The sequence below is a fragment of the Lentzea alba genome (assembly GCF_011067745.1).
Taxonomy (GTDB): Bacteria; Actinomycetota; Actinomycetes; order Mycobacteriales; family Pseudonocardiaceae; genus Lentzea; species Lentzea alba.
Genome location: NZ_JAAMPJ010000018.1, coordinates 162,851 through 176,073, shown reverse-complemented (window position 1 = coordinate 176,073; position 13,223 = coordinate 162,851). Strand labels below are relative to the sequence as shown.

Annotated in this window: 13 protein-coding genes; 5 read left to right on the top strand and 8 right to left on the bottom strand. The window is 69.3% G+C overall.

What is annotated here, in order from left to right:
- Window positions 1-35: 35 nt before the first annotated feature.
- The 4 genes from fxsT to mrf all read right to left on the bottom strand — a co-directional run bounded on the left by fxsT (window position 36) and on the right by mrf (window position 5,179).
- A complete protein-coding gene (fxsT, locus tag G7043_RS44355) occupies window positions 36-2,222 on the bottom strand; it encodes an FxSxx-COOH system tetratricopeptide repeat protein (protein ID WP_166055159.1) in 2,187 nt (728 codons plus the stop codon).
- 89 nt (window positions 2,223-2,311) lie between these two features.
- Window positions 2,312-2,941, bottom strand: a complete 630-nt coding sequence (locus tag G7043_RS44350; protein ID WP_166055158.1) for a C39 family peptidase — start codon at window positions 2,939-2,941, stop codon at window positions 2,312-2,314.
- Window positions 2,942-2,950: 9 nt separating this feature from the next.
- Window positions 2,951-4,081 (bottom strand): GTP-binding protein, encoded by a 1,131-nt coding sequence (locus G7043_RS44345; RefSeq protein ID WP_166055156.1) that lies wholly within the window; start codon window positions 4,079-4,081, stop codon window positions 2,951-2,953.
- Window positions 4,082-5,179, bottom strand: a complete 1,098-nt coding sequence (gene mrf, locus G7043_RS44340) for a ribosome hibernation factor-recruiting GTPase MRF (RefSeq protein WP_166055154.1) — start codon at window positions 5,177-5,179, stop codon at window positions 4,082-4,084.
- A gap of 66 nt (window positions 5,180-5,245) precedes the next feature.
- On the opposite strand from mrf, the gene G7043_RS44335 reads away from it, so the two are divergent.
- The 4 genes from G7043_RS44335 to G7043_RS44320 all read left to right on the top strand — a co-directional run bounded on the left by G7043_RS44335 (window position 5,246) and on the right by G7043_RS44320 (window position 8,129).
- A complete protein-coding gene (locus G7043_RS44335) occupies window positions 5,246-5,863 on the top strand; it encodes a DsbA family oxidoreductase (RefSeq protein ID WP_166055152.1) in 618 nt (205 codons plus the stop codon).
- 1 nt (window position 5,864) lies between these two features.
- Window positions 5,865-6,209, top strand: a complete 345-nt coding sequence (locus tag G7043_RS44330; RefSeq protein ID WP_166055150.1) for an STAS domain-containing protein — start codon at window positions 5,865-5,867, stop codon at window positions 6,207-6,209.
- Window positions 6,210-6,240: 31 nt separating this feature from the next.
- A complete protein-coding gene (locus G7043_RS44325) occupies window positions 6,241-6,912 on the top strand; it encodes a DUF1345 domain-containing protein (protein ID WP_166055148.1) in 672 nt (223 codons plus the stop codon).
- A gap of 86 nt (window positions 6,913-6,998) precedes the next feature.
- Complete coding sequence (locus tag G7043_RS44320) at window positions 6,999-8,129, top strand: BMP family lipoprotein (protein WP_166055245.1); 1,131 nt, start codon at window positions 6,999-7,001, stop codon at window positions 8,127-8,129.
- On the opposite strand, the gene G7043_RS44315 is transcribed toward G7043_RS44320, so the two are convergent.
- The 4 genes from G7043_RS44315 to G7043_RS44300 form a co-directional block, all read right to left on the bottom strand.
- Window positions 8,107-9,132, bottom strand: a complete 1,026-nt coding sequence (locus G7043_RS44315) for a cobalamin B12-binding domain-containing protein (protein ID WP_313888398.1) — start codon at window positions 9,130-9,132, stop codon at window positions 8,107-8,109. The genes G7043_RS44320 and G7043_RS44315 overlap by 23 nt on opposite strands.
- 2 nt (window positions 9,133-9,134) lie before the next feature.
- Entirely contained in the window at window positions 9,135-10,589 is a 1,455-nt protein-coding gene (locus G7043_RS44310; RefSeq protein ID WP_313888397.1) for a PP2C family protein-serine/threonine phosphatase, read from the bottom strand.
- A 66-nt stretch (window positions 10,590-10,655) separates the two neighbouring features.
- Window positions 10,656-11,486 carry a PhzF family phenazine biosynthesis protein gene (locus G7043_RS44305; protein ID WP_166055144.1) on the bottom strand — a complete coding sequence of 277 codons (831 nt, stop codon included), beginning with the start codon at window positions 11,484-11,486 and terminating at the stop codon, window positions 10,656-10,658.
- Between the two features lie 10 nt (window positions 11,487-11,496).
- Window positions 11,497-12,645 (bottom strand): FAD-dependent monooxygenase, encoded by a 1,149-nt coding sequence (locus G7043_RS44300; RefSeq protein WP_166055142.1) that lies wholly within the window; start codon window positions 12,643-12,645, stop codon window positions 11,497-11,499.
- A gap of 110 nt (window positions 12,646-12,755) precedes the next feature.
- Between G7043_RS44300 and G7043_RS44295 the strand changes: the two genes are divergently transcribed.
- Complete coding sequence (locus G7043_RS44295) at window positions 12,756-13,220, top strand: MarR family winged helix-turn-helix transcriptional regulator (RefSeq protein WP_166055140.1); 465 nt, start codon at window positions 12,756-12,758, stop codon at window positions 13,218-13,220.
- The last annotated feature ends 3 nt before the right edge of the window (window positions 13,221-13,223 follow it).

Below are 13,223 nucleotides of genomic sequence, written 5' to 3'. Positions count from 1 at the left end.
GCCGGATCGTTCGTCGCAGTCGGAGGCGGCGAGGTCTAGGTGTTGGCCCACTCCGGGACAGGGCCCAGGTCGCGCTCATCGGGCTTGCGGTAGATCACCCGCAATATCTTCTCGAGGTGGTCGCCGTAGTCGAGTGACGCATCAATCTTGACGGACGCGATGTTCCCCAGTACGGCCGGAGCTTCGACACCGTCCAGCCTGATGCAGATCAGGCGGAAATCCTTGTCGCGGTCGGCTCGCTTCACGGCGTGGTCGACCTCCCTCGGCACCCATGCGGATTCCGGGGTGTGGCGGGACACCACGACGATGAACGCGTCGGCGTTGTCGATCTGTTCGAAGACCTCCCCAGCGATGTGATGACCTGGAAGCATGTCGTAGCGGTCCAGCCAGATGCGTACGCCGCGCCGCTCAAGCGACTTCGTGATCGGCACCACGAACCGGTCCTGGTCGGCGTTGGAGTGGCTCATGAACACGACGGGATTGGCGGCGCTCTGGCCGATCCTGTTCTGAGCCGCCGCGTGGCTGCGTGCCATTACCCGCATGTACAGATCGGTCTCGTCGCGGTGCGCTCGCCATGCCTCGACGCACTGGTGGGAAAGATCCCGCGCGCCGCCGTAGTCACCGCTGGCGTGCAGGTAGCGGACGAGGTTGAGCATCAGCAGACGAACCGGCTCTTCGAGGCCGTCCGCCGCCCGCGACATCGTGGCGTGAGGCAGCAGTTCGGCGTAACGAGGCCAGTTGTCCCTGAGCTCCGGGTCACCGGGATCCCCGTGGGAGAGCAGCACATGCACGGCGTGCCGCATTTTCTCCTGCTCACCCGTGTCCAGCCGATTCTTCAACACGGTCTGCACCAGACGATGCAGCTGCAGCGTGTTGTTCCGGTGATCGATCTTGGCGAGGCTGTACCGGCTGATCTCCTTCACCGCGCGGTGAAGTTTGATCGGGTCGCTGAGCGCTTCGGCGAGCGCTTCGGGTACGGGGGCACCGCACACGCCGCTGAACAGGTTGCGGGAGATCGGTTCCGGGCCGAAGAACGCGCAGACCTGCAGCAGTTGCAATGCCGCCCGGTGCTCCCTCTTCAACCGGTTCAGCGGGACGTTCCACGCTGCGGCGACGGGGAGTTGGTCGTTGCTCGAGGTTCCGGTTTCCAGCAGTTCCGTGCGGTTCTGATCGAGCAGCGTGAGGTATTCCTCGGCCTGCATGCCGGTCTGGTCACGCCATGCCGCCGCCTGCTCGATCGCCAGTGGAAGATCGCCCAGCGCCTCGGCGAGCCGGTCGGCATCGGCGTCGGTCAGCGCGCCGCTGCGGCGACTCAGCAACTGCTTGCTCTCGGCGCGGCTGAACAGGTCCACTTCGACCGCTCTGGCAACGCCCGCCCACGTGGAGTCGCGCGAGGTGATCACCACGTGGCCGTTGCCGGCGGGGATGAAAGGGCGGACGGTCTCCGTCCTGTCGGCGTTGTCGAAGACCAGGATCCAGCGGGAGTGCGGAGGTTCGCCCCGGCGCAACGCCTCCAGCACCGCGGGGATGGCGGTGTCCGCGGAGGTGGACTCGGGTACCCCAAGCCTCTTGGCGAGTTCGACGAGACTCGACGTTATCTGCGCCGGCTGTTCGGCCGAGATCCACCACACGACGTCGTATTCCGACGCGTGCTGGTAGATGTATTCAACGACCATCTGCGTCTTGCCGACACCGCCCATGCCGTGCAGCGCTTCGGGAAGGGTCGCGGTCGCACCGGGCTCCAGGAGCCGCTGGCGGAGCTGATCCAGCAACTGCTTCCTGCCCACGAAATCGGGATTTCGCAGCGGAACCGCCCCCCACACCTGTGGATTGCTCACGCCGTCACGGCGTAGTTCCGCCGTACGAGGGGCTTCTGGCGTTGACACTGGTTCTCCATCGTCCGAGAACGTGCGGCCTGACGGCACGAACACGTTCGGATGTTCCTGCACGCTGAAATCCTCCTGCTCCGCCGACTGGATCGATCCAGAGTGGTGGACTTCCGTGAGGCTAGAGGTGACAAAACGTTCTGTTTTATCGCTGCGCAGTCCATGGAGTGTGCGTGAGTCGACTCTTGGGACTGATGCCAGCGGGTGTGAACGAGCCTGTGCAAGATAGCACCGTCGGTCAGATCGGGCCGCGTCGTAGTCACGTTCATAGAACATGTTCAGCAGGTCGTTGGGCAGGTCTGCGTCGCCCTTGTCCAACTCGTCGATCAGCTGCATCCGACGTCGAGCATCGACCGCGCGAATGGGGCTGAGAACCGCCGAACGGTGATGTTTCGTGGCGCGTTTCGATTGCTGCGCCGGTGCGCCTAGGTCGGCATTTCGAATGATGCTCGTGAGGGTCGCAACACGACCCCGCGCCCGGCGTAGAACCGTTCGAACCTCTCACGGCTGACCGTCGCGAACGCCTGGTTGTCCGCGCGATCCCCGGACGGGGTGTGGAACACGACCTCGGCATCGGTGCACTCGATCACCAGCACGAGGTGCCCACCGCGGTGAGGTGGCGTCGTGTCCGGCCGACGCACGCCGTGGTGCACCGAGGCCAGCACGAGCGCCCCGGCCGCGGTCTCCGCAGCAACCCTTGACAGCGGCAGCTCGGGGCAGCTCAAAGCGGTCAGCCCGAACCGCTGCTCCACGTAGGACGCGAACGGCGCGTAGATCATCCCATTTACACCGGTCTCGTGCCGTAAGTAGGCGCCGTGGGCCGAGGCCTCCTCAGCGAGCTGGACGAGCGGCGGTTCCTCGTGGCCCCAGTAGGCCAGCGCCATCTTCAGGCAGGCCATCCCGCAGGCGCGCCAGCTCCAGAACTCGTACTCGTCGACAGAATCCGCCCCGGATCGAGCCCACAGCGGGTCGTCAGATGCCCGCAGGGCGCCCGAGAGGATGTCGGCGACGAGATCCGGTGACTCCCATTGGGCCCGGTACGGAACGGCACGCACCTCATTACGTTAGCGAAGATGATCGTGCAGTTCGCTGATGTCCCACTCCGGCAGCGGGTCCTCGAACGTCCGCCACACCTCGGGCCCGGCCGCCAGCTCCGAGTCGGTGAGCAGCGCGGGGTCCAGGCGGCGGGCGGGTTCGGTGACGTCGAGGTCGACCCCGATGAACACCAGCTCCTGCCGGGCCTGCGGCGTGCCGAGCAACTGGCCGGGTTCGAGGCTCAGGTTCGGCCCGGCCTGCGACCAGACGGCCAGCACGTCCGGCCGCGTCGCGAGGTGGCAGAAACCCTTGCTGCGCAACACGCCCTCCCAGTCCGCCAGCGCCTCCGCCAGGCGCGACGGGTGGAACGGCCGGGAAGCGCGGTAGGTGACCGACCTGATCCCGTACTCCTCGGTCTCCGGCGTGTGCCCGCCCGCGAGCTCCGCGGCCCAGCCTGGTGCCTGCGCGGCGGTGATCGGGTCGTAGCGGCCGGTGTCGAGCACCTCGGACAGCGGCACGACGCCCTGACGGGTGTGCAGCAGGCGAGCGGACGGGTTGAGGCGCCGCAGCACGGCGTCGAGCCGCGCGAGCTCCGAAGGCGTCACGAGGTCCGTCTTGTTCACCACCAGCACGTCGGCGAACTCCACCTGGTCCACGAGCAGGTCGGAGATCGAGCGCTCGTCACCGTCGGCGGCTTCGAGGTCGCGGGCGTCGAGACGGTCGCCGGTGGTCAGTTCGCGCAGGAAACCCGCCGCGTCCACCAGCGTCACCATCGTGTCGAGCCGGGCGTGGTCGGACAGGCTGGTGCCGTCGTCGAAGGTCCAGTCGAACGTCGCGGCCACCGGCATGGGCTCGGAGATGCCGGTGGACTCGATCAGGATCGTGTCGAACCGGCCAGAGCGCGCCAGCTCGCCGACGCTGTCGAGCAGGTCCTCGCGCAGCGTGCAGCAGATGCAGCCGTTGGTGAGCTCCACCAGCCGTTCGGTGGTGCGGTCGAGCGAGCCCTGACCGGCCACCAGCGCCGCGTCGATGTTGACCTCGCTCATGTCGTTGACGATCACCGCCACCCGCCGGCCCTCGCGGTTGGCGAGCACGTGGTTGAGCAGGGTGGTCTTGCCGGCGCCCAGAAAGCCGGACAGCACGGTCACCGGGGTGCGCATCTACAGTTCCATCTCCTCGTGCCAGTCGGCGAACGGGTCGGCGAAGTCGAGCTCGGCGATCAGCGCGAGCTCCTCGTCGGTGACCAGGGCCGCGCGCAGGGCCGCGGTGATCGCGGTGATCTTGGTCGGGGAGGCGGACCTGGCGATCACGACGATCTCCTGGTCGCGGTCGCCGTAGTACGGGTCCCACCGCAGCGACGCGGCCGCGCGCCGGTCCGCGTCGGCCTCCTCCCAGTCGTCGGTCGCCGCGAGCCAGGGGCCGAGGTTGCCGACGCGCAACCCGCCGCCCGCGGACTCCAGCCACAGCGCCACGTCGGGCTGGCTGGCGAGCCACACCCGGCCACGCGCGCGCACCACGCCGTCGAGCAGCACGTCGATGGCGTCGTGCAACCGCATGGGGTGGAAGGGACGCCGTTCGGTGAAGTGGACGACGGACACGTCGTGCGCCGGTTCGAGCGGTGGCTGTCCGTACAGCAGCGGCGCGAAGCCGTCGTCGACCTCGCCGCGTCGTGCGGTGGGGGGAATCGCCGCGAGCAACGCGCTGACGTCGAGCGTGTCCAGTTGCCGGCGGGGAGCGCGCGGGGCGAGCCGGTCGAGCACCGCCGCCAGCGCCGGGTCGGCGGGGCCGGTGAGCACCAGGGCGTCCGCGAACTCCGCCTGCCCGACCACGACCTGCGCCACCGTCCGCTCGTCGCCCTCGGCCGCCCGCATGCCCCGGTCCGCGAGCGTGTCGGAACCGGTCGCGTCGGTCAGCCACGTCGTGCTGTCGATCACCGTGACGACGGCCTCGACCCGCACGTCGGTCTCGCTCAGCGCGAAGCAGACGGCCTCCGGTTCGAGCGCCGGGTCGAGGTGCACGATCACCGGCCCGTCCTGCCGTTCGAGCAGAGGAACGAGATCCAGACGCAGCGTGCACGACACACAGCCGTGCGCGAGTTCCAGCACGGTGAGCCGACCGTCCACCCAGCGCCGCACCACACCGTCGGCGAGATCGCTCAGGTCGTGCCTGACCAGCATCGACTCCGGTGACGTCCGCCAGATCTCGTCGGCCACGTCGTGGTGGGTGAACCCGGCTACCAAGATGACCCGCGCTGCCATGAACGGCAGCCTACATGACAACGATTATCGTTTCTGGGCCGGTTCGGGGCATGAGATGATCGAGCGATGCAGGTCGAGTTCTGGGCTGACGTCATCTGCCCGTGGTGCTACATCGGCAAGGCGCGTTTCGAGCAGGCGCTGGCCGGGTTCGAGCACCGCGCCGAGATCACCGTGGTGCACCGCGCCTTCGAGCTGGATCCGGGCAGAGCCACCGTCGAACCGGTGCAGGAGATGCTCGCCGCCAAGTTCGGCCCGCGTGCCGGTGAGATGGAGGACTCCGTCGCCCAGCTCGCGCGGGACGCGGGTCTCGAGTACCGGCTGGACCGCGAGGTGGGCAACACCTTCGACGTCCACCGGCTGCTGCATCTGGCCGGAGAGCGCGGCCTGCAGCAGGAGGTGCTCAACGCTGTGCTGCACGCCAACTTCGCGGAGGCGCGCTCGTTGTTCACCGTCGAGTCGCTGAGCGAGATCGCCGCCGAGGCCGGGCTCGACCCGGCCGACGTCAAGGCCGTGCTCGACGACCCCGCCGCGTACGCCGACGAGGTGCGCGCGGACGAGAAGCGCGCTCGTGACCTCGGTGTCACCGGTGTGCCGTTCGTGGTCCTCGACAACCGTCTCGCCGTCGCCGGTGCGCAGCCGGCCGAGTTGTTCGAGAAAGCGCTCAACCAAGCCTGGGAGGCGTGACGTGGAAGCCGAGCTGTTGCGGGTGGACTCCGAGCAACTCGAGGCCGCCGTCGTGCTCCGCGCCGAGGGCGAGGTCGACTCCTACACCGCGGGTCTGTTGCGCGACAAGCTGTCCGCGGCGTTCGAGGCCGGCCTCCCGGTGGTGCTGGACCTCAGCGAAGTCGCGTTCTTCGCGTCGTCCGGGCTCTCGGTGCTCGTGGAGTACCACCTGCTCGGGGAGGACCGCGGCACACCGCTGCGGCTGGTGTCCCCGGCGGGAAGCGTCCTGCGGGCGCTGCGGGCCACCACGCTGAACGAGACGCTGGAGCTGTACCTCACCCTGCCCGAGGCGCTCGCCGGCAAGTGAGCGCGACCGGGCTCGGGTAGGTTCGGCGATCATGCCGGATGATCTTCCGTCCCGTTCGTTGCCCGACGGCTTCGTCCTCGCCCGGACCAAGGTCGCCGTCGCGGTCGCCGCGGGCGCGGTCAGCGGGCTGGTCGTCGCGCTCATCACCGGGCACGCGGAGTTCGGCCCGCTGGTCGGCTGGGACGTCGCCACGCTCGTGTACCTGGTCCGGGCGTGGCTGGTGATCTGGCCGATGGACGCGGAGGAGACCGCCCAGCACGCCGTCCGCAACGACCCCACCCGCCGGGTCGCCGAGGTGTTGCTGCTCGTGGCCGCCATCGCGAGCCTCGTGTCGGTGGGTTTCGTGCTGGCCCGCGCCGCGCAGACCACCGGCGCGGCCGAACTCCTGCGCGTGGGCCTCGGCGTGTTGTCGGTGGTGCTGTCGTGGACGGTCGTGCACACGATCTTCACGCTGCGCTATGCCCGTCTCTACTACTACGGCGCGGACGGAGGCGTGGACTTCAACCAGGAGGAACCGCCCGACTACGGCGACTTCGCGTACGTCGCGTTCAGCATCGGCATGACGTTCCAGGTGTCCGACACCAGCCTGTCCGGCCGGGAGATGCGACGCACGGCGCTGAAGCACGCGTTGTTGTCGTACCTGTTCGGCACCGGTGTGCTGGCCACGACGATCAACCTGGTCGCGAGCATCAGTTCCCAGTAGTTGAACGCTAGACCAAATCGGTGACGGCGAGAGGTACCGTCCGCGCTGAAGAGCCCTATGGGAGGAGACGAGCCGTGCGCCGTCGTATGCGTGGCACCGCTGTTGCCGCGATCGCGCTGACCAGCCTCATGGTGGTCAGCGCCTGTGCGAAAGACTCCGGCAACACCGCGCCGACCAACGCCGCCGGTGCCGGGTGCGAGTTCGCGACGCCGCCCAGCGCGCCCGCCACCTCGAACACCAGTGCCGCCGCCGACGGGGACAAGGTCGACGGCAGCGCGCTGAAGATCGGTCTGGCCTACGACATCGGTGGTCGTGGTGACGCGTCGTTCAACGACCTCGCCGCCGCCGGGTTCGACCAGGCGATCAAGGAGATGGGCGTCAAGAAGGAGAACACCCGCGAGCTCTCCGCGGCGCCGAACGAGGACGAGTCCGCCAAGCAGACCCGCTTGCGTCAGCTCGCGTCCGAGGGCTTCAACCCGATCGTCGGCGTCGGCTTCGCCTACACCGAGTCGCTGAAGGTCGTCGCGCCGGAGTTCCCGAACGTCAAGTTCGGCCTGGTCGACTCCGCCGTCGAGGGCGCGGCCAACGTCACGCCGCTGGTCTTCGCCGAGCAGGAGGGCTCGTTCCTGGCCGGTGTCGTCGCCGCGTACCAGAGCAAGAAGTGCCACGTCGGGTTCGTCGGCGGCGTGGACATCCCGCTGATCCAGAAGTTCGAGGCGGGCTACGTCCAGGGTGCGAAGGCCGCCGCGCCGAAGATCCAGGTGGACAAGAAGTACATCACCCCGGCCGGTGACTTCACCGGTTTCCAGGACCCGCCGAAGGGCCAGGAGGCCGCGAAGGGCCTGATCGACAAGGGTGCGGACGTCGTCTACCCGGCCGCGGGCGCGTCCGGCATCGGCGTGTTCGCCGCGGTGAAGCAGGCGGGCGTGCTGGCGATCGGGTGTGACGCCGACCAGTACAACCAGCCCGCGCTCGCGGCCAACCGGGACGTCATCGTCGCGTCCAGCCTCAAGCGCGTCGACGTCGCGGTGTTCGACTTCTTCCGCGCCGCCGCGAAGAACGACCTCGCGTCGCTGCCGAAGGTGTTCGACCTCAAGGTCAACGGCGTCGGGTACGCCACGTCCGGCGGCAAGATCGACGCGAAGCTGCAGGGCATCCTCGAGGGCTACAAGGCCCAGATCATCGAGGGCAAGATCAAGGTCGCGGACAAGCCGTAATGATGTAGCCCGCCTGGGCCAGCATCCGTTGCGCACGCGGGAAATCCCGCAGCTGCGCGGCGAGCAGGTCCAGTGCGGGCTCCAACACCCGTGCGGGTACTCCGCGCGCGTTGAGCACCTCGCCGGTCCACAACAGGAACGAGCGGAACAACCCGTCGTCGTCCAGGTACAGCGCGGTCGCGAGGAACTCCACGATGTGTGCGAGGTCTTCGGCCGTGTGCTGCCGTTGTTCGTCGTTGTAGGAACGCATGGCGGGCAAGCGTTCCTCCAGTCCGCGGTACACCGACCGCACCAGCTCGCCCGCGCTGCGCTTCACCAGCGTGTACTCCTGGTCGGCGAGGTGCGGCAGGTCGTCGATCGGCTGGTGCGGCGCGGTCGGCACCGGCAACGTCTGCGACAACAGCATGTCCGCGGCTGACCGCGCGTCAGCGGCCCACGCGTTCGCGCCGAACCTCCGCGCGTGCGTGCCGTCAGTGCCGAACGCCGCGCCGCCCACCATCACCGGCACGCCCGTGGCCTGGCACGCCGTCATCGTGGCGTGCGCCGAGGGCAGCCGGGTGGCGATGGAACTGGACAACGCCACCACGTCCGGGTTGGTGCGGTGCAGGTACGTGATCAGGTGCGGCGCCGGCACCTGCGCGCCCAGGTAGTCGACGGCGAAACCGCGCAACGACAGCACTTCCGCCAGCAACCGCGCGGGCAACGCGTGCCACTCGCCGTCCACGCACGCCACCGTCACCCGGCCGTGCACCGGCTCCCGCCAGGGCTTGGTGATCGACAACGCGGTGACCGCACGCTCGTTGATCGCGGTGATCGAGTGCTCCTGTGCGACGCTGATCCGGTTCGCCGCCCACTCCAGTCCGACGCGCCGCTGCACCGCGCCGACCACGTCGAGCAGCACGACCTCGTGGCCGAGCTCTTCGGCGGCGTCGAGCACCACGCCGGTCGCGCGGTGTTCGTCACCGTCGAGCACGGCCTCCCACAACGAGTCGACGGCCTTCACGTTCACCTCCGGCGCGGCGCGGCGATCGCGAGCACCGCCATGTCGTCGTGGCCACCGGCACCGATCCATTGCGCCGCAAGCATGTGCACGTGTTCCACCAGCGCCTCGGCCGGCATGCCACCGCACGCGGCCAGAGCGCGGTGCAGGCGGTCCTCGCCGAACTCCTCGTCGCCCAGCGGACCGCCGCAGGCCTCGGTGATGCCGTCGGTGTAGAGCAGGCACGAGTCGCCCGGCGCGAGCACCACCTCGTCGGTCGTCGTCGTGATGTCCGGGAGGATTCCGACGAGCGTGCCGCGGGTCTTGGCCACCTCGACGGCGCCGCCGGCCCGCACGATCAGCGGCGGCAGGTGTCCACCTGAGGTCAGCGTCACGCGCAGGCCGTCGTCGACCGGGCGAACGGTGCCGACGGCCACGGTGACGAAGCGGGAGTGGTCCGCGGTGAGCAGCGCCTGGTTGAGGGCCCGCAGCATGCGGTCGTGGTCGGTCACCACCTGCAGGAGCGCGTGCAGCGCGGTGCGGACCTTGCCGGTCTGCACCGCCGCGTCGAGCCCCTTGCCGCACACGTCGCCGAGCACGACGAACAGTTCGTCGTCGGGAAGTTCGTGCACGTCGTAGAAGTCGCCGCCGACGTGTTCGGTGTCGGCGGACGCGCGGTAGCGACCGGCCAGCTCGACGTGCTCGTAGCGGCGCAGCGCGGGCGGCAGCAGGTCCCTGGTCAGCCGTTCCGTGATCACCGCCTGCTGGGTGAACAGGTTCGCCGCCGACATCGCCACGCCCGCACGGGAGGCGAACATCCGCGCGAAGGCCTCTTCGCTCTCGCTGAACTGCTTGTCCCGCCGCACGAGGATCAACGCGCCGGCCGGCACGCCGTGACCGGGCAACGGCGTCACGACGATCGACGCCACGCCCTTGGCGAGCCACTCGGGCGCCGCGGCCGGGTCGATCCACCGCGACGGCACGGGCGGGAATCCGCGCAGCGCCTCGCCCAGACCCACGACGTCCTCGACGTCGACGTGCTGCAGTTCGTAGGTCGGCGGTTCACCCCGCAGGCAGCGCGTGATGGGGTGGCCGTGGTTCGACCGCGGCGCGATCACGAGCGCCTCGTCCGCGAGGTGCGTGGCCGCGAGCTCGGCCACGAGGTTCATGCACCGCTCGGGGTTGAGCGACGTCATCAGGGCGCTGGACATCCGCATCAGCAGCGAGGCCCGCTCCCGTTCGAGCCACAGGTCCGTCTCGTCGAGCAACCACCAGGTGGACGAGCCGTCCTCGTGGTCGACCCGGTGCGCGGCATAGCAGCGTTCCGCGATGGACACGGACTCGCCGTGCTGCCACCGCGGCAGCGAGACCTGCTGCGGGAAAAGGGACTTGGCTGCGTCGTTCATGCCGTGCACAACACCGGCAGCGTCGACGACGAGTGCGGGGCACGGCGACCGCAACCAGCTGGAAACCGCGACCACGCACCGAGTCTGTCACCCGAAGGCGATCAAGAACAACGTTTGAAACCCCGTGCGGCGGGGTAGGGCTCACAGCGCCACCCGGCCGGTGATGCCGACAATCGTGTTGCCGCCCACCCAGATCCGGTCGCCGTCCTGTTCGAGGTGAATTCGCCCACGGCGCCCGAGCTTGGTGCCCTGGGCCGCGACGTACCGCGGCCGGGCGATGCCCGCGGGGATGAGCCACTGGGCGATCGCGGCGTTGAGGCTGCCCGTCACCGGGTCCTCCTCGTACCGGCTGCCCTCGTTGATGAACGCCCGCACCTCGAACGCGGCGTCACCACCGTCGCTGTGCGGCCCGACCACACCGAGCCCGGTGAACTCACCGAACCGCGAGTAGTCGGGCCGCACCGCCAGCACCGCCTCGGCGGAGTGCAACAGCACCGCGACCCAGCCGGGCCCGTTGTCGGCCCACTGCGCGCCGGCGATCTCCTCCGGCGTGATCGCCAGCGCCGCGGCCAGTGCGGCATGGTCCTCGACCGGACCACCGCGCACCAGCGGTGGCGCGGCGAACGCCAGCCGCGAGCCGTCGCGGCGCACCTCGACCAGCCCGGCCCCGCACTCCTGCACCACCCGGTCGGGATCGCGCGGGGTGTGCCCGGCGGCGAGCCACGCGCGGGCCGACCCGAGCGTGGGGTGGCCGGCGAACGGCAGCTCGCGGCTCACCGTGAAGATCCGCACCCGGTAGTCGGCGGCGGGGTCTTCCGGTGGCAGGAGGAACGTGGTCTCGGCCAGGTTCGTCCAGTTCGCGAAGGCCGCCATCTCCTCGGCGGTCAGGCCTTCCGCGTCGTGCACGACCGCGAGCGCGTTGCCCTTCGTGAACTCGTCGGTGAACACGTCGACCTGGCTGAACGTCCGCATTGGAGCGACACTATTCGAAGTCGGGGAGCATGAACGCGGAGTGCTCGGGGCGGCCGGCCTCGGCGGGCATGGTCGTGCGTTCGCGCAGGGCGGCGTTGCGCGCGGCCAACGCCTCGGCGGTGCCGGGGAACAGCTCCGCGTCGCCCACGTCCACCAGGTCCTGGTTCGCCTCGACGAACGGCCGGACCTCCCGTTCGTACGCCGGCGCGTCGCCCAGGTGGCGGGCCAGCACGTAAGCCCCGACGAGCGCGAGGCTCGACCCCTGCCCGGTCAGGAACGACGGGGCGTGCGCGGCATCGCCGACCAGGGCGACGCGGCCGGACGACCAGCGCGGCATGCGGATCTGACTGACCGTGTCGAAGAACAGGTCGTCCGCCGCGTGCATGGCCTTGAGCAGCCGCGGCACCTCCCAGCCGTCATCGGCGAACACCTCCGTGACCAGTGCGCGCTGGGCCTCCGGAGCGCGGAACGCACCGAACGGCGCCTCAGACCGGGTGAAGCTCAAGAACCCGTGCACGTTCTCGCCCTCACCCACGGCGTAGAGCGCGGCGGCGCGGCCGGGTTCGTTCCACAGCACGCCCTCGTGGCTCAGGCCGAGGTCGTTGGGCATCGTGAAGCCCGCGAAGCAGTAGCCGAGATAACGGTGGAACCGCTCCTCCGGCCCGAACGTCAACTCCCGCACCGCCGAGTGCAACCCATCAGCGCCGACCACGTGGTCGTAGGTGCGCTGAAGATCGCTGCTGAACGTCACGTCCACGCCTCGGGCATGATCGTTCAGGGCGACGATGCTGTTGTCGAACAAGAACTCGACGTCGTCGCGCACGGTGTCGTACAGGATCTCGGTGAGGTCGCCGCGCCGCACTTCCAGGTCACGACCGTCGCCACCGGTGATCACCTCCGGCCGGATCGACGCGACCTGGCTGCCGTCGGCGTTGAGGAACGTGATCCGCCGCGTGTTCACGTGGGCCTCCCGCAGCCGGGGGAGGAGCCCCATCCGCTCGACCACCCCCAACGCGGTACCGCGGATGTCGATGGGGTAGCCGCCGCCGCGCGGGGTGTGAGACTTCTCCACCACGGTGACGTCGAAACCGCGCCTGCGCAGCCAGAACGCGAGCGCGGGCCCGGCGATGCCGGCGCCGGAGATCAGGACGGTGCTCATGGCTCCTCCAGTTAACTGACTTAGGTATCCTTTTTCGGGCCGCGGTGATCGCCGCGGTGTGAGCGAGACCACGGCAAGCATATACCTAAGTTAGGTAAGTAAGGTGTGAGATGAGCGAGCGTCTCGACCCCGCGGCAGTGCTGCCGCACCTGATGCAACTGGGCACCGTGCTCAACCGCAGCCAGCTGGTGGAACGGGCGATGGACCACGTGGGCCTCCCGATCGACCGCCCGGGCCTGACCGTGCTCATGACGCTGCGCATGGCCGGCCAGCCGTTGCGAGTGGGGGAGATCGCCGCGCGCATGCAGGTCGTGGGCCCGCACGTCACGCGGCACCTGCACGACCTGGAGGGCGCCGGCCTGGTCCGCCGCGTCACCGATCCGACCGATCAGCGCGCCCGGCTGATCGAGCTGACGGACTCCGGTGCCGCGGCGGCGGGCCGTTATCTGGAGGCGATCCTCGGCTGGTTCACCGGTGCGGTGGCCGACTGGTCGGAGGAGGACCAGGTCACGTTCGGGCGCCTGCTCAGCCGGTTCGTGAACGACCTGCAGGCGCGGGTCGCGGAACTCGACTGATCC